This is a genomic window from Candidatus Dadabacteria bacterium (genome assembly GCA_026706695.1).
Lineage (GTDB): Bacteria > Desulfobacterota_D > UBA1144 > Nemesobacterales > Nemesobacteraceae > Nemesobacter.
The window spans coordinates 1-18,761 of record JAPOYE010000012.1 but is presented as its reverse complement, the minus strand read 5'-3'; the positions used below and the strand labels follow the sequence as shown (position 1 = coordinate 18,761).

Here is an 18,761-nt window from a genome sequence, read left to right as displayed (position 1 = left end):
TCCTTTTCCGAGAATTCCACCTCGAAACGGGCGTTTTTAAGCCCGACCGACTCGGCCTGCTCGGAGAAAAGATCCTGAAGCCGCCTGGCTCCCGATTTTCTTGCGGCCGAAATCGAAGAGGCGACCGCGGAAACCTTCTCCCTCAGGGAATCCCTTCTTCGCTCGATTTCCTCAAGTATCTCAGCCGAATTCTCAAGGCCTTCAAGCTCGGATTCGATCTCGTGCTGCTTTTTTATTATCTCCTCGATCGAACCCCCGTGCTTTCTCTTAAGCCTGCTTATCTCTTCAAGCCTCGAGAGCACCTCTTCAAGCCTCTGGGGATTATGTTCTATCTTTCCCGCGAATTCATTCAGACCGTAGAAAACATCTTCGGTTTCTATAAGTATGGCCGCGATCCTGTCGCGAAGCTCCCCGAGAGATGAATCAAGGTCTGAGACCCGCTCAAGATCCAAAAGGGCCTGCTTGAGAAAACCAATCGCCGAGTTCTCTCCCTCGTACACAAGCCCGGTCGCGCTACCAAGCGAAGATGAGAATCTCTCTGAGTTCTCAAGCCTCACCCTCTCCGCCTCAAGCTTGGAATCCTCGTTCGGCGCCGGGGATACCTTTTTTATCTCTTCAGCCTGGAATCTCAGATAATCCTCTTTTTCCGCCCCCTCCCGCTCTTTTTTCCTGAGCGCCTCAAGTTCATTCTCCGCGCGCACGAGTTCTGCGTAGGAAGCCTTGTATTCGGAGACTTCATGTTCAAGTTGAGAAAAAGAGTCTATATAACTTAAATAATTGCTTTTCTTAAGAAGGCTCTGGTGTTCATGCTGACCGAACATGTTAACAAGTCCGTCGGTCACATCAGAGAGCGTCCCGAGCGTCGCCATCGAACCGTTTATATAAATCCTGTTCCTTCCGCCCGGGTTAAAGACCCTTTTTATGACAAGCTCGCCTTCTTGGTCCCCGATACCCAGCTGCTCAAGCTTCTCCCCGATACCGCAATCGCCGGGAACCTCGAAAAGGGCTTCTACCGATGTCTGCCCGTCGGCTGATTTTACGTGGTCCGCAGTAAACTTGTCACCGAGGATTATGTTTATGGCGTCAACAATAAGGGACTTCCCCGTGCCCGTCTCCCCGGTAATTATGTTAAGGTTTGTTCCGAAATTGATGGAAATTTCGTCTATTATGGCAAAATTCTTAAGCCTGAGTTCAACAAGCATCTGTTTCCAAAGCCCCCCCGCCATAGCTTCGCGGAACCGGGCAATTCCGCGAAAATCCCCCCGAGCCACCGAAAGGTTCAGTTTCTTACCTGACCAGTTCCCGTTACCACGAATTTCGAAGTGGTCAGTTCCTCAAGCCCCATGGGACCGAACGCATGCAGTTTTGAAGTGCTTATGCCTATCTCAGCGCCAAGACCCAGCTGGAAACCGTCATTAAACCTGGTCGACGTATTTACCATGACCGCGGAGGAGTCCACTTCTTTTATGAATTTCTCAGAGTTTTCAGCGTCTTTCGTAACTATGGCGTCAGTATGCATGGAGCCGTAAGTCTGTATATGGCCTATAGCCTCGTCAATCGTCGAAACGACCCTTACGTTAAGGACAAGGTCAAGATACTCCTCGTACCAGTCCTCTTCTGTCGCCGGGGCCACGTGGGAAATAAGTTTTCTGGTGTTCTCGCAGCCCTTTATTGTGACTCCTTCTCCCTCAAGCCTTTCTATTGCGGCCGGCAGGAAATCACGCGCCACGGAGGAATGTACAAGCATTGTCTCCATTGAGTTGCACACGCCGGGTCTCTGGACCTTCGCGTTCCGGCAGATTTCCTCGGCCATCCCGAGGTCCGCATGCTCGTCCACGTAGACGTGGCAGACCCCCTTGTAGTGCTTGAGAACCGGGATCCTTGAGTTCTCCGCGACAAACCTTATAAGCCCTTCCCCTCCCCTGGGAATAATGAGATCTATTTTGTCCTCAAGCTTGAGCATTTCGGTCACGACATCCCTGTCGGCAACCGGGACAACTTGGGCGGTGTACGGCGAAAGGCCGCTTTGGGAAAGGGAATCGGCCATGAGCCGGGAAATGGCGAGGTTTGATCTTATCGTTTCCGAACCGCCACGGAGAATTACGGAATTACCGGATTTCACGCAGAGTCCCGCGGCGTCGGCCGTAACACCTGGCCTTGACTCATAAATAATCCCTATAACGCCTAGGGGAATCCTTTTTTTCGAAACGGAAAGCCCGTTCGGCCTGTCCCACTTTGCCGATATCTTGCCCACGGGGTCGGGAAGCTCCGCTATCTCCCGCAGTCCGTCGGCCAGGGAACTTATCCTCGAGGGGTTAAGCCTCAGGCGGTCCACAAGGGCGGCCGAGAGACCTTTTTCCTCGGCGTCGGAAACGTCCTTTGCATTCTCCGAGAGCAGGTTGTCGGTTTCCCCGACCAGAAGATCCGCGAAGCGCAGAAGAAAGTCGTTTTTCTGGGAAGACGGGGCGGAAGCCAGGGTTCTTGAGGCTTTTCTTGAATTCTCCGCAATACCGCTGATCAGTTCGGCAGGACTCATTGAATGAGAAGACCCCGATTCATTGTTTGAAACAGACATCCGTGTTTCCGAGAAAAACTTTAACGCAATCTTATTATTATGATCTATAACCGCGAATAAAAGAAGCGGCCAGCAGAGACGGTGCACGGATTCCCCCTATCCCATGTTCACCGCATCGCGCGCGACCAGGTAATCGAGTATCTGCTGCTTGCACTCCTCGATCGAGTGTTTCTCCGTATCGACCACGATTTCAGGGCTTGAGGGCTCCTCGTACGGATCGTCAATCCCCGTAAATCCCTTTATAACACCCTCTCTCGCCTTCTTGTAAAGCCCCTTTACGTCCCGCTCCTCGCACTGCTCAACGGAGCAGTCGACGAATACCTCGACGAACTCCCCTTCCTCAACAAGCTCCCTTATCGCGTCACGGTCGGCTCGGTAAGGAGAAACAAAGGCGGAAAGAACAAGAACTCCCGCGTCCATGAAAAGTTTCGATACCTCCCCTATTCTCCTTATATTCTCCTCGCGGTCCTCGGCCGAAAAACCAAGATCCTTGCAGAGACCCATCCTGACATTGTCTCCGTCGAGTATGTAGGTGCGGTGGTTTCGCTGTATAAGCTCTTTTTCGATTTCATTAGCAAGAGTGGATTTTCCGGAACTCGGAAGTCCGGTGAACCATAGAATCAAGGAACCGTGGCCGTTTAGCCTTCTTCTGTCCTCTTTAGTGATTTCATGCTGGTGGGGAATAACAAACCTTTCCATTTATGTTGCCTCCAATGATTGTAAGATGCGGATATGATTAAAAAAAGAGAAGGGAAAGCAGATTAAGACAGTCAAGCTTTTCGCGCTAATTCCTCTTTCTTCCCAAAGCTCTTGGGGCAACATTATACAGCACGGAAACAATGGTTGTCCACACTAGCGGAAATTCGCTTAATCAGAGAGAAAACCCATCCGGATGAGGTGGCGCTTTTCTCTTCGCAGGCTTCTGCATGAAATTGCGAAAACAAGGAGCGCGGCGGGAAAAAACCGGGCAAGCATCCCGCTTTGAGATGTATCCCGCGCCTGCTCTTCTGTGGCAATTGCGCATCCGGAGCCGCCTTGTCCCGTTTCATCCCCCGGCGACGGCATGGAACCCGGCGAAGGGGTATCCGGTTCCGGATCATTATCCCGGTTGGTTAACGACACGTCGTCTGGATCAAAGCCGTTATAGAACCTGTCTTGGCTCTGGGCCCGCTCAAGCACGATAGCGTAGCGTCTGGGACCATCCTCATCACTGTCGTTTGTGCCGGTTACAGTCACTGTCTTCGCAACTTCCCAGTCATCGGGCGTGAACCGAAGCGCCCGGGTGTCGGCCGTTCCCTCTGACGGATGGCTGCTTCGCAGGGGAATTACGACCTCGCTTATCGGTTCCGATTCAAGCTTCACCCGAAACGCGGCCGTCCCGCCCCCCTCCGTGGTCACAAGTCCCGAAGTCGGCGTAACGCTTATTCCGGTCGGCACGCAGGAAGGCGGAAAGCCTTCATCGCTTACTTCCCAGCCCATGTCCTTAAGCATGGCAAGACTAAGGTCCATGTCCACGGGAAAAGGATAGAGATATTCCATGATATCCTCTGTGTCCGTATGAACATGGGTTATGGAACTGCCCTTCTCAAAGGTCGGGGGAGCGTGGAGCCGGGGTTTTCCGTCCGGGGCCACGCCCGTAGATTTAAGTTCGGCCATGCGCTGTCCGTAGCTGCACGAATTCTCCCCTCCGGGCCGCGCGGTTCCGTCCCACAAAAGGCCGGTGTCAGAAGTAATGGCCCGCTCCCTTGCCTGCGGTGTAAGGTTGACGATAAATTCACCTTCTTCCTCCGAATACATCTGCACGTCGTAGATTCTCTGCCACTCCGGTACGTCAAGTGAAAAATTCCGGGTTCCGTCAGTCACATCAAGGGTCGCACCGGGAAAAGAACCGTCTCCCTCAAGAGAGGAATGAAAGCCGAGCCCGTGAATAATTTCGTGTGTGACGAGGGCAACGAAATCTATTGAGAATGACGGCACCTCCCCGTGAAAACCGTAGTAGAAGTTCAGGCTCCTTGAGAATTTTACTATTAAATGAGGCACCGATTCATCTATTAAGGCTCTTCCCGCGATTTTTTCCGCAAGTGCAGGCGGGTACGCTATGTGCAGCAACTCTTCGGGACCGAAGCTTACGGGCTTTCTCATATAAGTCGTGGCAACCGTGTTTTCATCCTCAAAGGACCCGAACGACACCTCGACCCGGATCGTGTTCGGACCCGGCAATTTCCGCTCAAGCAGACCGGCGGCGTGTCGAAAGGCGTTTCTTCTCGCTTCCCCGAGCGTGCTCGCGTTATTGCCGTTATCGCCGAGCAGCGCCCTTTCCTCCTCCGTCAACCCGGTCGTATCATTAAACCCCACTCCGGGAACGTCAGTATATATCGCCTTGATCGTAACCGCCCCGCTATAGGGAACCGCGGAAAAAACGGTCAGCAGAAAGAAAAGAACTCCGATGGGAAACTTGTTCGCCCCGTTTCGCTCAGTGAAGTGTAATCCCGATTTCAGTGTCATAATCAGACCGCCCTTTTGTTTCGCCTGCAGGGAAGTTCCTTTTTCTTTTGTCACAGAAGAGCAATTAATCTCCACAGACCAAAGACAGAATTCCAAGCATGCATTTAAAGCCATATAATAACAAACTCTTGATTCTTAATGCCGTAATAATTAGAATCTAGTTCCGAAACCGAAGGCGGGATTGTCTGTTGCGGATTCCGCTTGATGGCCCGGAATCTGGTTTTCCGGAGTAGCTTATGGCTTCTAAAATTAAAGACAAGCTTGTGAGTTTCAGGATTCCCGAAAGTGATTATAACTATGTATGCTCCTCCGCGGACAGCAAAGACGTAAGCTCAAGCGAAATTATAAGAATAGCGATAGAAAAGTTTCGGAGCGAAAGCAGCGAACCTACCAGGTCCGAGGTAATCGCTTATCTGAAAAACCTAAGCGCTTCGGAAAGAGACGAGATCATAGACAAGGCGGAGGGTGCCCGGAAAAGGAAAATAAGATCTTTCATAAACGATGCGATCTCCAAGAAACCCGGCATTAAGGGAAAAGAACTCTGCGAGATGGTAAGCAGGGAATTTCATCTGCCGATCACTCTTGATCTGAAGCACAAGGTGTATCTCAGAATAAAAAGCCGCAGGAGAAGAAAAAACCTGGTAGGGAAGCTTGAGAGGGAATACTAGATATACGATACAGAGTCCACTTGAAGCGGCGTGTGCCGTTCTAACCCCCGCCGCAAAGCTGATATTCAAACAGTCGCTTCAACCACATAAACACGGAGGCAAGAGATGGAAAGAACATTGTCAATAGTAAAACCTGACGGAGTAGGAGCAAACCTCATTGGTGAAGTTCTTCGAAGGTTCGAGGAGAACGGAATAAGCGTTGTGGCGCTCAGGATGATACACCTTTCAAAAAAACAGGCCGAGGGGTTCTACCACGTACACAGGGAAAGACCTTTTTTCTCGAGCCTCACTGACTTCATGTCCTCGGGACCGTGCGTGGTAATGGTTCTTGAGGGTGAAGAGGCCATCTCGAGGGTAAGGGCCATCATGGGCGCAACGAACCCGGAGGAAGCGGAGCCCGGAACCATAAGAAAGGATTTCGCGTCCGGTATAGAAAAGAACATAGTGCACGGATCCGATTCGCCGGAATCGGCCGCCTACGAAATAGGATATTTCTTCAGTGAGCTTGAAATAAACAGCCGGTAGGGTCCCGCCCGCAGGCCCCCTCGGTCAGGGAGAAAAAGCAGGTCGTGCCTTCTGGGAAAAACATCGACATTCATCCGGTCACCGTACTTAAAAGCACGCAGCCCCTTCTCGTCGAGGACTTCATCGAAAACCTGAAAAAAGAACTCTCGACGAGCTCTCCCAAACTGCTGGTTGAGAGCAAAAACCTCGACGATACGTCCCTTCAGGAAATAGTCGAGGACGCGAGGACCCTCCCAATGTTCCACGAGAAAAAACTGATCGTTGCGAAGGGGTATGACGGCCTCGGAAAGGACGATCTCGATCTTCTAAACGAATACGCCGGGGCCCCGGCCTCTTCCTCCGTGCTGGTCCTGCTCTCCGGGGAATCCCGGAAGTCCAGGACAAAACCCGCAAAAAGCATAAGGCTCGTCGATCTTGACGGCGGGAGCAAGCCCGAACAGGAAATAAGGCGCCTCGGGCAAAGACTCGGGATCTCCCTTACTCCCGGGGCGGTGGGTTTCGTAAAAAACATGCTCGGCGAAGACATGAATCTCATTAAGAACGAGCTTGGGAAAATATCTCTTTACGTCGACGGGAAAAAACCCGTAGGCGAGAAGGAGTTAAGAGGACTTATCGAGAAACGCAGCACCGAGAACGTGTTTTCCCTCTCGACCGCACTTTCAAACAGGGATCTCAGAGGTTCTCTCAGGATACTGCGGGAACTTGAGAGAAACAGGGAGGACCCCCTCTCCATACTCTATATGATAGCCTGGAGATTCCGCCAGATATTCAAGGTGTCGCAGCATCTTCGGGAAGGGAAATCCGATGAAGCCATCGCCAAGGCCGTAAAAACGTCCCGCGGGGCCGTCTTTTACCTTAAAAAAAGCGTGCGCAACTTCAGGGAAAACGACCTCGGCAGGATACTTGGGCTTATAGAGGAAACGGACTTCGGAATCAAAAACAGTTCCGGGGACAACTACGTACTTCTTGAGAAACTTCTTCTTGGGATCTGCTCCCAGAGGACCTAGGAACCAGCACCCTGGCTGAGATCTGAAAGCTTCTTTGAGAACCTCGATACGTATCTTGAGGCTTTTTTCTTGTGGATAACCCCTTTCGTGGCGGCCTTGTCGGTAAGGGAAACCAGTTCCTTGAGAAGAGCCTGGGATTTCTCGAGATCCTCGCTTCCAATAGCTTCCGAGTAACGCTTTATCTTGGTTTTAAGAGTGGACGTTACGAACCTGTTTCTCTCCCGTCTTTTCAGGTTCTGGCGATGCTTTTTCTGCGCCGATTTCGTTCTGAGACCCATAAAAATCCTCCGGGGTTTAAAAAATGAAGTTCAAATTTTACACCTTCTCCCCGCATTGTCAATAAGGACACTGGATTATATATTTACCTGCCCGGATGGTATATAATCGCTTTTTGCTATAAGACGACGAGATTCAGGCCCTTCAATCTTTCCGGAGCGCACTTATGCCATTCAAGACTGAAAGAACCTCAGATGACCGAAGATGACCGATTTCCTCATACGGCTTGAAACGGACAGCGACCGGGAAGGAATTGAAGAACTTCTGCTTGAGGCCTTCCCTTTTCCTTCTGAGGCGGAGCTCGTGCGACAGTTGCGGGAAGACGGCGATGTGGTGTTCTCCCTAGTCGCCGTAGAAGGCGGGGAAGTCATCGGCCAGGCCCTTTTCTCCAGACTGCTCGCGCCATCCGGCGCATTGGCCCTGGGTCCGGTCGCAGTTACGGAAAGCAGACGCCGCCGGGGGATTGCCGCTAAGCTAATCGAGGACGGGCTCAAACGGGCAAGGGATGATGGCTGGACGGCGGTCGTAGTACTTGGCGACCCGCCCTATTACCAGCGTTTTGGATTCAGCCAAGAGACCGTGGAGGGCATGTCATGCCGATATGCCGGACCGTACCTGATGGGACTGGCTCTCATGGGGAAAGGCTTCGAGGGAGGGCGCATCGAATACGCACCCGCCTTCTCAAAGCTTTCATGAAAAAGGTCAGTTCATATCCCTCTGGTTCGCACCAGGAGCCCCGCCGCGACGTTTTCCCTGCATTCCAGGATTGATAATGTCGGAGGGCTTTTCCGTGCCATGCCTACCGTGACTTCTTTCTCGGACGCCTTTTCATAATGTGAGTGCTTGCCCCGTATATGCCTTCTGCCGCCTCCATAATGGTCTCGGTCAGGGTTGGGTGAGGATGTATTGAAAAAGCTATATCCTCAGCAGTCGCGCCCATTTCAATTGCCAGTACGGATTCCGATATGAGTTCCCCCGCCTGCGGTCCGACAATTCCGACGCCGACCACTCTCCCGGTCCCCTTATCGGTTATGAGCTTCGTCAGGCCGTCGGTCCTGTTAAGCGTAAGGGCCCTTCCCGAGGCAGCCCACGGAAACTTAGACACATTCACTTCCATCCCTGCATCCCTGGCCTCGCTTTCGGTAATCCCGCACCAGGCAATTTCGGGATCGGTAAAGATTACCGCCGGAACGGCTCTTGGGTCGTACTGGGTCTTGGCTCCGGTTATGACCTCGGCCACGATCTTGGCTTCATACGTCGCCTTGTGGGCAAGCATGGGTTCCCCGGCAACATCTCCGATGGCGAAGATCGCCGGATCGGCCGTTTTTCTCTGAGAGTCCGTCTCTATAAAGCCCTTCCCGTTAACCCCGACCCGGGTGTTCTCAAGACCGAGACCTTCTGTGTTCGGCACTCTTCCGACCGAGATCAGAACCTTTTCGTACTTTTCCTGAAAGCTTTTCCCATCGGCTTCAAATGAAACTTGAACTTCGTTATCTAACTCATTGACAGAAACCAGCTTTGTTTCAAGCATTATGGAGCGGAATTTCTGATCGAGCCTCTTTTTAAGCACCGCCACAAGATCCCTGTCAACCCCTTGGACGAGCTCGGGAAGCATCTCGACAACTGTGACCTCGGTGCCCAAAGAGGAAAAAAACGTTCCAAGCTCAAGGCCTATGTAGCCCCCGCCAACCACAAGCAGGTTCTTCGGAATCTCTCCCATGGAGAGAGCGCCGTCTGAATCGACCATGTTCGGGGAGCTGAAATCCACTCCCGGGATTCTCCTCGAGACAGAACCCGTGGAGATAACGGCGCTTTGAAACACTACTTCCCGCTCCTCGCCGGAAGCCGTTACGACACAAAGGGTGCTTGAAGAGGTAAAAGACGCCCTTCCCCGCAGGTAATTTACTTTTCTGGCCCTAACAAGCGTACGAAGCCCGCCCGTGAGCTTGGAGACCACTTCGTCTTTCCACGAAAAAAGCTTCTCAGGGTCAATCTCCGGTTCTCCGTAGCTAAGGCCGAAATCCGCCGCGTCCCTTGCCTCCTCGGCCACTTTCGCCGCGTGCAAAAGAGCCTTTGAAGGTATGCATCCCCTGTAGAGACAGACTCCTCCGGGGTTAAGCTCAGGATCTATAAGCGTTACTTCTTTTCCCTTGTCGGCAAGCGCAAACGCCGCGGGATATCCTCCGGGGCCCGCTCCTATTACCGCCACTTCCGTTACCACTCTCTCCATTGCCTGCTACATCCCTTCGAATATGCTCTCGGGAGAGCGCTCAAGCATCTCGCAGAGCCACCTGAGGAACCTGGCAGCTTCCGCCCCGTCTATAATTCTGTGATCGTAGGAAAGCGAAAGCGGGAGCATGAACCTCGGCGTAAATTCCCCGTCAACACACGCGGGCTCAAAGGAGGATCTTGAGACTCCCAGTATGGCGACTTCGGGCGGATTGAGAATCGGGGTAAAGAAGGTCCCCCCTATTCCTCCAAGGTTGGTTATGGTGAAGCTTCCCCCCTGGAGCCTGTCGGCAGAGAGCTTCTTCTCCCTCGCCGCGGAAGATATCTCCGCAAGCTCAACCGATATCTGCGTTATGTCCTTTTTGTCGACATCTCTTATCACCGGAACAAGAAGTCCTCTTTCTGTATCCACCGCGACCCCGATGTTTATGTATTTTTTGTAAACGATCGTGCGGCTGCCCATATGTATGCTTGAATTAAACTTCGGAAACTCAGAAAGCGCCCGGGAAAGGGCCTTTACCAGGACCGCGGTCACGGTAAGGTTCCCCCCGGCTTCTGACACCTTGTCCCTGTTAAGTTTTCTGAGATCCTCAAGCCGCGTTGCGTCCGCCTTGTCAAACTGCGTTACGTGCGGGGCCGCCCACGCCTGGGTGAGGCGCTCGGCCGTAAGTTTTCTCACGGTCGAAAAACTCTCGGTAATCGTCTCTCCCCATCTTGAAAAATCGGGAAGCTCGGGTTCCTCGGGCGCCGTCGGCTGTGCGGATGAAGCAGACCTTATTATGGCCTTTGCGTGAGCCTTTACGTCCCTCTCAAGTATCCTCCCGCGGGGACCCGTTCCCGAAACGGATGAAAGCTCTATGCCGAGTTCCCTCGCAAGACGTCTCACAGAAGGAGCCGCCGCCACCGCGAGAGGTCCCGACGGGGCGATATCGTCCGCGGGCGCGCTTTCGGGTGGTGGGGTCTGTTTTTTCTCTTCTTCGGGTTTTTCTTCAGGAAGAGGCGCCTGCGCCGCGACGGGTTTTTCCTCTTCTTCGGTCGCGGGAGCGTCTTCCGGGGGTTCTCCGCCTTCATCGTTCCCGTTCATTCTCACGAGCACCTGGCTTATTTCCACCGTATCCCCGGCGCTTACCAGCACGTCCGTAATCGTTCCGTCGGCCGGGGAAGGAATCTCAACGGCGGCCTTGTCCGTTTCCACCTCAAGCAGTGGCTGCTCAAGCGTGACCCTGTCTCCGGGCGATACGAAAACCTCTATCACCTGCCCGGATTCAATTCCTTCTCCAAGTTCGGGAAGCCTGAATTCTATCAACTTGCGTTCCTCGTCACGTGACCGCGGGGTTGGGCTTCCCCCGGTCGATTCCAAATTCGCTTATCGCCTCGCTAACGGTTTCTTCATCGATCCTGCCTTCCCTCGCAAGCTCATGGAGCGCCGCAACCGCGATGTGACGGTAGTCGACCTCGAAGAAGTCGCGAAGCGCCTCCCGGGTGTCGCTTCTCCCGAACCCGTCGGTGCCGAGAGAAACAAGGGGCTTGGGGAAATAGGCGGAAACGGAATCGGGAAGGCTCTTAAGATAGTCGGTCGCGGCAACAAATACCCCGTCTGCCCCTTCCATGCACTCTGAAATGTAGCTTTTTCTCTTCTCTCCGAGATTTAAGCGGTTCCATCTTTCTGCCTCCTTCGCGTCCTGGTAAAGCTCCTTGTAGCTCGTGATGCTCCAGACGTCGGTCGGGACTCCGTAGCCGCTCTCAAGAACCTCCCTAGCCCAGAGAACCTCGTTCATGATGGCGCCGCTTCCGAAAAGATGTACCTTTTTCCCCGAGTCCTTGAGCGAAGAAGACGCGAACCTGTACATCCCCTTTATTATACCTTCCCCGACCCCCTCCGGCATGGCGGGCTGCACGTAGCGCTCGTTCATAACCGTCATGTAGTAGAATATCTCCTCCCCGTCCTGGTACATCCTCTTTATCCCGTCCCTGACTATCACGGCTATCTCGTAGGAGAAAGCAGGGTCGTAGGCCTTCAGGTTCGGATAGGCGTAGGCGAAATGATGGCTGTTTCCGTCCTGGTGCTGAAGACCTTCGCCCGCAAGGGTGGTCCGCCCCGCCGTGCCTCCCACCATGAAACCTCTGCACTTCATGTCGGCGGCGGCCCAGATAAGGTCCCCTATTCTCTGGAAGCCGAACATCGAGTAGCAAATGAAAAAAGGGATGGTGTTTATGCCGTGTGTCGAGTAGGCCGTGCCGGCCGCTATGAAGGAGGACATGCTGCCCGCCTCTGTTATGCCCTCTTCGAGTATCTGCCCGTCCTTTGCCTCCTTGTAGTAAAGGAGGGTGTCGGCGTCAACGGGTTCGTAGAGCTGTCCCACGCTTGAGTAGATGCCCACCTGACGGAAAAGCGCCTCCATTCCGAAAGTTCTCGCCTCGTCGGGAACTATGGGGACTATCAATTTCCCGATGTCCCTGTCCCGCATGAGTCTTGAAAGCATGTGGACGATTACCATGGTAGTGGCCACTTTCCTCTTGGAACCTGAGGCCTTTTTAAACTCCTCGAACACTCGTTCCGGGATCTTCTCAAGGGGCTCGGCGCGCACGACCCGCTTCGGGACCGATCCGCCGAGGGCCTCCCTTCTCTCGCGGAGATATTTCATCTCGGGGCTGTCGGGAGCGGGCCTGTAGAAGGGAGCTCTTCTTATTTCCTGGTCCGTAATCGGTATGTAAAAGCGGGACCGAAAGCGCTTTAGCTCTTCCTCGTTAAGTTTTTTCTGCTGGTGGGTTATGTTCTTGCCTTCCCCCGCTTCCCCCAGGCCGTAACCCTTTATGGTCTTCGCGAGAATCACGGTGGGAGAGCCGGTGTTCTCAACCGCGGCCTTGTAGGCGGCGTAGACCTTCTCCGAGTCGTGGCCTCCTCTTGCGAGCTTCTGAAGCTCCTCGTCCGTGTGGTTCTCGACCATTTTCAGGATTTCGGGGCGGGTGCCGAAAAAATGCTCCCTTATGTGCTTCCCGGGAGAAATGGTGTACCTCTGGTAATCCCCGTCAAGGGCCGCCTCCATCCTCTCGACCAGAAATCCGTCTTTATCCTGCGCCAGGATCGGATCCCATGTGCCTCCCCAGACAACCTTTATCACGTTCCACCCCGCCCCTCTGAAGATTCTTTCGAGCTCCTGTATTATCTTGCCGTTTCCCCTCACCGGACCGTCAAGGCGCTGGAGGTTGCAGTTGATTACGAATATGAGGTTCTCGAGTCTCTCCCTAGACGCGAGGGTGATGGCCCCCAGGGTCTCGGGCTCGTCGGTTTCCCCGTCCCCGATAAAGGCCCACACCTTGGCGTCGGTCCTGGGCTTTAGCCCCCTGTCCTCGAGGTACCTGTTGAAACGGGCCTGGTAAATCGCCATTATGGGAGAAAGTCCCATCGAGACCGTCGGGAACTCCCAGAAATCCGGCATGAGCCAGGGGTGGGGATAGGAGGAGAGGCCGTCTCCGCCGAGCTCCCTTCTGAAATTGCGCATCTGCTCGATAGAGACTGTGCCTTCGAGAAACGCCCTTGCGTATATGCCCGGCGAAGCATGTCCCTGGAAGTAGATCATGTCCCCTTCCCGGTTCTCGTCGCCTGCCCTGAAGAAATGGTGGAACCCTATCTCGTAGAGCGTTGCGGCCGAGGCGTAGGTTGAGATGTGTCCTCCGATGCCGTCGCTTATCCTGTTTGCGCGCACGACCATGGCCATGGCGTTCCACCTTATTATGCTTCTTATGTTGCGCTCTATTTCGTAGTTGCCTGGGTAAGGCGGCTGGTCCTCGAGGGCAATGGTGTTAACGTAAGGGGTGTTTGCGGCGTAGGGGATCTGCACGCCTTTTTTCTGGGAGTATATCCGGAGCTTTCGAAGCAGGTCACTTGCCCTCTCTCGGCCGGAATTCTCGATCACGTATTCAAGCGATTCGATCCATTCCCGGTCTTCGGCTTCTTCTTCCGATACTTGAGAATCTTCTTCCATTACCCGTGCAAAACGCGGCGAAGCGGGGCCGCGGGGGAATTTGCAATGTGGAGCAACCACGCTGTCCTTGCTATCGAGAATCCGACCTCAAACGTTCAAAAAAGCGCTTTGGACCCGAAGCAGAAGCCTGGATTCGGAAAAGCATTTTAACCGCAGGGGAAAAAATATCACTACTCCCGCAAAACTATTTTGACACTCTTTTGTCCGAGGGTTATCCGGAAGAATTCCGATGAAGAACACCTTGCTAAAAGTCAAAGACGCTGAATTATACAGGTAGTTCTTGACTAAGCAGCCCGCAATTTAAGTCTAATTTTGTACTAAATAAAAATTCTTAGAAAGGTACTGGGATCATATGCTTGGCTACAAGTGCCCTTTGCTTTCTACGCTAGGCATGTCTGCTACGATTTTCTGAAAATCAGTTGCTGCAATGCTTGAGGTGCCTACTAGAGCGGGTCGATTAGTGTGACATACAAGTCGTCTCCGCAGGGTCTGGCACTGACACCCTTTCGCGCAACGATCTTCTCAAGCAAGTCACCAATGGGATTGAATGCCCCATAATCCTCCCAAATACCGTAGGACTCGTACAGAGCTTCGCAAAGCTCTCCGAGATTGTCGAAGTAGGACGTAAACCAAGAGTCCGCCAACCCATCCCTCAAGGAGGACACATCTTCGACAGTCAATCCCGAACCGTGCATCGTTCCCAGCACATAGGACGAGTATTTTATAAGGTCGCCATACAACTTGAACAACCCATAAAAAACCTTCCCGTAGTCTTTGTCGTCATCCCTCTCCCATTCCTCAATTATACAGTCGGCTTTCTCGTCAATGCCATCGAGTGTTTGGAGAAGCGTGTCGACCTGATCATCCAGAGGGTTTTTGCCGAAGCAAGAACTTCGTCGGCATGCGATGTACTCTTCCCAGCAAGGATAAATGGCACATCCCCATTTCGCCCGATCCAATGCGTTACATGCGTCGGGATATCGCTTAAGGGAGACACCGGGGAAAACCGAATCAAACTTACTTGTAGCCTCGACGTGAGCGCACTCGTGTGCGATTATACTCAAAGAGAATTGAAACACCTCCGAGTTTAGGTCGTAGTCAATTCCCTTTAGGAAGTAGTAATTAAAGAACATATGGGATTTGACCTCTCCATCTTTGGGGAAGGCTACCGTCATTGCCACACCACGAGCGATTCCGTCATTAGTCGGTTTCAGTTGGTTTTTTCCTTCAGGGCCTTTCACGTCCCTACTGAATTCCGCTAAAGCACCCTCGTAATCCACGACGGCGGTTATTCCGTCCAATCCCGACATGTCGATAACGGTGCCGATAGTACGAAGACAGGCAGACAGCTTGTTCCCGTATTCCTTCAGTTCTTCCTCGGTCTCTCCTTTCAAACCTCCTAGTCTTATCTGGATGCCTTCTGGTACAGTGGTCGGCGGAAGGTCGTCTATCGATGACTCAGATTCAGTTTCTATGTTCATTTCTTTTAGTTCTTTCATCACACTAAACTCCATTAGACATAGAAAAAGAGGGATTGAAAAAGAACTGTTTTCACAGTCTCTTCTCAACCCCTCTCTAATATTATAATGTACCTATCATAAAATTCCTTGCCAATGAGAAAGTCTCTGGAGTTCTAATAGAATTGGGATGAAATTCCTTGATAGAATAGCATGCCAAGCTGGTGTACCTAACCCATTGAGAAACATCGAAAAATTGGGCAACCTGTTTTTATTCTGAAAGTTCGAGAGGTGATTAATCTAATGCGATCTAACCATAATAGCATAATGCGAGTGATTCTTTTCTTCTTATGTCTAATATTAACGACCGTATTCTCTTTGCCAGCTTATGCCCAAAGCGGGTCAAACTACGATTGGCGTTCTGGAAACAGTTACAACTGGAATACGGACTCTCAAGGAAATACACACGTTCGTGGCTTTAATACAAGGACTGGGTCACACTGGAATACAACTATTGAACCCGACGGAGATATGAGGGGATACGATAGCAATTATAACCCTTGGACTTATGATAGCGGAACAGGATTCTATCAGAATTTCGGTACTGGTGAGACTTGCATTGGGAAAGGATACGCTCGTTCATGCAATTAGGCCAAACACGTGCCAAAAAAAACTTATAGAACCTATCCCAGTATTAGTCTACTGGAATTACATACAATTCTATACATATTAGGTTTTGATTTTCCTCTTCTGGGCAAGTTCAATCAAATTTTTGTTTTCTCCTGCCTATCCATTAACCTTTGCGTTGGCACTGGAAGTCCCAGCGTCTCTGATAATCTTTGTTTATCTTTATAGTCAACCGGAAACATGTATACATGTTGCACCACAATTTCTTTTAATATTCTTCTACATATCGGATTGGATCTGAATTCTCGGGTTAGCTCCCTCAATTTCTTGAAGTCGAGTTGCTTCTTAAACTGAAGGGTAATCGCCTGATTGATAAGCTGTATTGCAGGAGTCGGTGTGTTCCTTTCCAGTTGATCATAAATTTCATCTGCCTCTTTTGAACCAATTGAAGCAGATATTTTTATCAGCACACCAAAAATAACCCCATACATCATAAACAAAAATGTATCTCTAGCTTCTTTTTCCAAATCTTGAACTTGAGTATTCGGGTCTTCTTTTAATACGTCCTCAATAGTTTTTACAACTTCATCACGAGACACATCTGATATCTCAATGAAATACTGCAGAAAGCGTAGACCGGAATCCGTAGCAGACTTAACCATTTGAAATAGAAGATCCTTATGTATAGAAGCGTGCCTGTTTCGCAAAATCTGGCCTATGATCTCCATTCCCTTAAAAACCTTGTTGATACTAACGAAAATATCTGAGGATTCTAAATCAGGTTCATCATCGTCTGCATCAACTCTTTCAACTTCATCTATAGTCTCGTCTCTTTCTTGACGCTCTTTGCTCACTTCTCTGTGTTCTAAAACCAAATCAGGTATACCCGCAATAAAATCCTCCATGAACGATAAAGAATTTGAAGATAAAGTCGCTTCTTCTTGGTCGCTAAAGATCTCCGTGAGGCATAGTTGAATTTCGTCGAGAATCCATTTGTCTTTTATGTGATGAGAAACGAAGATGATGATGTTTGCGCTGTTTTTCCTGTGCAGTTGACTAAGTAAAACCTTAATTTCGTTTTTAGCTTCTGCTCTGGCTTTATCATCAGTGCTGAATGATTCAGCGATTTTCCTCGCTATAAAAAAGTAGTAAATATAGGGATATCTAAACGAAAGCTCGTTGTTTCGTGTGCGCAACAAACCACAGCTCTTAAGTTTGTCTATGATCGATGTTCTTTCCGACGGTTTTAATGAATAGGCCTTTCCGTAATCTTTGAAGAATCTACCTAGGTCTTCGTCCGTCAATCCCGACCCGTTTTTATAAACGGCCCAAGCCAACTCGTTTAAAACATTTAAGTATTTATCTATCTCGGTGGCCTTAATTTTAGCTTTTTCAAACGCTTGGTAGACCAAGTGCTGATAGCAATGACCATACGAAGTCAGTTCTAAATTCTGCGGAGTATACGCTTCAAATATTTGCATAATCGCTAAGACGTATACAGGTTTCGGGGGAATCACATTTCCTCTAACCAACGAATCTAGCCGCAGTTTCAATTCATCGACTTTACTATATAACTCGCTTTCCTCTATCTGTTCTTCGACACCCAGCGATACCCAACGCTCCACAATTTCTGACCTTTTCAGATGCCCTAACGGGAGAATTTCAAAGCGTCTGAATTTGTCCAATTCATGAATTTCCGGTACCAAATACCGGAATGAGTCAAGCAATATAAAAATGCATCTGTCAAAAAAGTTTCTGGAGTTTGAGACAAATATATTCCTATATCTCTTGTTTGGCTTGATTTCAGAAAAATTATCCAAGATAAGTATCTTGTTTGGCATCTGTTCTGAAGCCGGAATATCAACACCTTCGTACTGATTAGCAACAGCCCCGCGAAACACATCCTTTATATCAGATGATTTAATATCTTTTCCATCTACAAGAACTGGAATACATTCGGCTTTCAGGAACAACCCGAAAAGATGTTTAGCTAGAGAGGTTTTTCCAGATTGCTCATCACCAAAAACAACGAGGTTTTCGGAATGCGCTAACGCCCCATCTATGTCAATCTGTTTGGCTAGATCGTCACTTTCCTCATCCAGCGATTTCAAATGAGGCGGGACATAGATGTCACTCAATGATATCTTATCTACATGACGATGTGACAACTGAATTTCTGTATCCTCAAGCCAATCTTTAAATTCTTCCCGAAGTTTTGAACTAAAGTCTTTTTCCTGAAAAGGCTTCACAGATTTTTTAGCTTTCAAGCTTTTGACCGCATCCCTTATACCTGTAACCACGCTAAGCCAAGCTCCATCTTGATCGTCGCATTTTTTTATAGGCTCAGCTCTTTCAGGAAGTGCTTGCAACTTGCTGAAGGGAAGTCCATTCTGCCAGTCACAGGCACGGACTATCACAGGCAACACGATAGAATCTCCCCTTTCATGCTTTTCCATCGCTAGTTTAACCTCAACACTGGAGCAGTAGTCCGATGCAATAAAATCGGAACTAATCAAAAGAACTATAATATCGGCAGACTTGAGATTGTTTTTTATCTCTTGATCCCATTCTGTCCCCGGCAATATTTCCCCATCTGACCATGTTTCTATTTCGTTGGTACGCTCCATTGACGAAAGGTGTCCTTTTAAACTCTCTCTATAAGCTTTATCTCTGCTGCTGTAGCTAATAAATAACTTAATGCCCATTTATTTCTCTCCTAGATTTCTCCGAAAACGGCCGATATCATGTGTTTAATTGTTTGGGAATTATATACAATTCTATACAGATTCCTTAAATTCCCGCTAATGTTTCCCCGCCCTAGGCTAATGAATAGTGTAAGATTATCCCTTAAAAACTTAGGGGGAATCGCTAATCTTTTGTGCCATCATCTAGGCTGTATTTTGAGG

Annotated in this window: 14 protein-coding genes; 4 read left to right on the top strand and 10 right to left on the bottom strand. The window is 50.4% G+C overall.

What is annotated here, in order from left to right:
- The 4 genes from OXG10_00825 to OXG10_00810 all read right to left on the bottom strand — a co-directional run.
- Positions 1 to 1,202, bottom strand: a 1,202-nt coding sequence (locus OXG10_00825; GenBank protein MCY3825916.1) for an AAA family ATPase, incomplete at its 3' end; no start/stop codon positions are given.
- 77 nt (positions 1,203 to 1,279) lie between these two features.
- The gene (locus tag OXG10_00820; protein ID MCY3825915.1) at positions 1,280 to 2,536 is read right to left on the bottom strand and encodes a glutamate-5-semialdehyde dehydrogenase; all 1,257 of its coding nucleotides are present in this window, start codon (positions 2,534 to 2,536) and stop codon (positions 1,280 to 1,282) included.
- Positions 2,537 to 2,671: 135 nt separating this feature from the next.
- Positions 2,672 to 3,274 carry an adenylyl-sulfate kinase gene (gene cysC / locus OXG10_00815; GenBank protein MCY3825914.1) on the bottom strand — a complete coding sequence of 201 codons (603 nt, stop codon included), beginning with the start codon at positions 3,272 to 3,274 and terminating at the stop codon, positions 2,672 to 2,674.
- 168 nt (positions 3,275 to 3,442) lie between these two features.
- Positions 3,443 to 5,134, bottom strand: coding sequence for a hypothetical protein (locus tag OXG10_00810; protein MCY3825913.1), 1,692 nt, complete (start codon positions 5,132 to 5,134; stop codon positions 3,443 to 3,445).
- Between the two features lie 182 nt (positions 5,135 to 5,316).
- Between OXG10_00810 and OXG10_00805 the strand changes: the two genes are divergently transcribed.
- The 3 genes from OXG10_00805 to holA all read left to right on the top strand — a co-directional run bounded on the left by OXG10_00805 (position 5,317) and on the right by holA (position 7,280).
- Entirely contained in the window at positions 5,317 to 5,748 is a 432-nt protein-coding gene (locus tag OXG10_00805; protein MCY3825912.1) for a hypothetical protein, read from the top strand.
- A 105-nt stretch (positions 5,749 to 5,853) separates the two neighbouring features.
- The gene (gene ndk, locus OXG10_00800) at positions 5,854 to 6,273 is read left to right on the top strand and encodes a nucleoside-diphosphate kinase (GenBank protein MCY3825911.1); all 420 of its coding nucleotides are present in this window, start codon (positions 5,854 to 5,856) and stop codon (positions 6,271 to 6,273) included.
- Positions 6,274 to 6,317: 44 nt separating this feature from the next.
- Entirely contained in the window at positions 6,318 to 7,280 is a 963-nt protein-coding gene (gene holA / locus OXG10_00795) for a DNA polymerase III subunit delta (GenBank protein ID MCY3825910.1), read from the top strand.
- Here the strand turns inward: holA and rpsT are convergent.
- Positions 7,277 to 7,558, bottom strand: coding sequence for a 30S ribosomal protein S20 (gene rpsT / locus OXG10_00790; GenBank protein ID MCY3825909.1), 282 nt, complete (start codon positions 7,556 to 7,558; stop codon positions 7,277 to 7,279). The genes holA and rpsT overlap by 4 nt on opposite strands.
- Before the next feature lie 202 nt (positions 7,559 to 7,760).
- Here rpsT and OXG10_00785 point away from each other — a divergent pair, with 202 nt between their 5' ends.
- On the top strand, positions 7,761 to 8,252 hold the full coding sequence (locus OXG10_00785; GenBank protein ID MCY3825908.1) for an N-acetyltransferase: 492 nt from the start codon (positions 7,761 to 7,763) through the stop codon (positions 8,250 to 8,252).
- A 103-nt stretch (positions 8,253 to 8,355) separates the two neighbouring features.
- Here the strand turns inward: OXG10_00785 and lpdA are convergent, their stop codons facing one another.
- From lpdA to OXG10_00760, 5 genes are all read right to left on the bottom strand, one after another.
- The gene (gene lpdA, locus OXG10_00780) at positions 8,356 to 9,786 is read right to left on the bottom strand and encodes a dihydrolipoyl dehydrogenase (GenBank protein MCY3825907.1); all 1,431 of its coding nucleotides are present in this window, start codon (positions 9,784 to 9,786) and stop codon (positions 8,356 to 8,358) included.
- 6 nt (positions 9,787 to 9,792) lie between these two features.
- Positions 9,793 to 11,088, bottom strand: a complete 1,296-nt coding sequence (locus OXG10_00775; protein MCY3825906.1) for a 2-oxo acid dehydrogenase subunit E2 — start codon at positions 11,086 to 11,088, stop codon at positions 9,793 to 9,795.
- Positions 11,089 to 11,104: 16 nt separating this feature from the next.
- Positions 11,105 to 13,771, bottom strand: coding sequence for a pyruvate dehydrogenase (acetyl-transferring), homodimeric type (gene aceE, locus OXG10_00770; GenBank protein ID MCY3825905.1), 2,667 nt, complete (start codon positions 13,769 to 13,771; stop codon positions 11,105 to 11,107).
- Between the two features lie 443 nt (positions 13,772 to 14,214).
- Entirely contained in the window at positions 14,215 to 15,270 is a 1,056-nt protein-coding gene (locus OXG10_00765; GenBank protein ID MCY3825904.1) for a hypothetical protein, read from the bottom strand.
- A 722-nt stretch (positions 15,271 to 15,992) separates the two neighbouring features.
- A complete protein-coding gene (locus OXG10_00760; GenBank protein ID MCY3825903.1) occupies positions 15,993 to 18,560 on the bottom strand; it encodes a TIR domain-containing protein in 2,568 nt (855 codons plus the stop codon).
- Positions 18,561 to 18,761 lie beyond the last annotated feature (201 nt).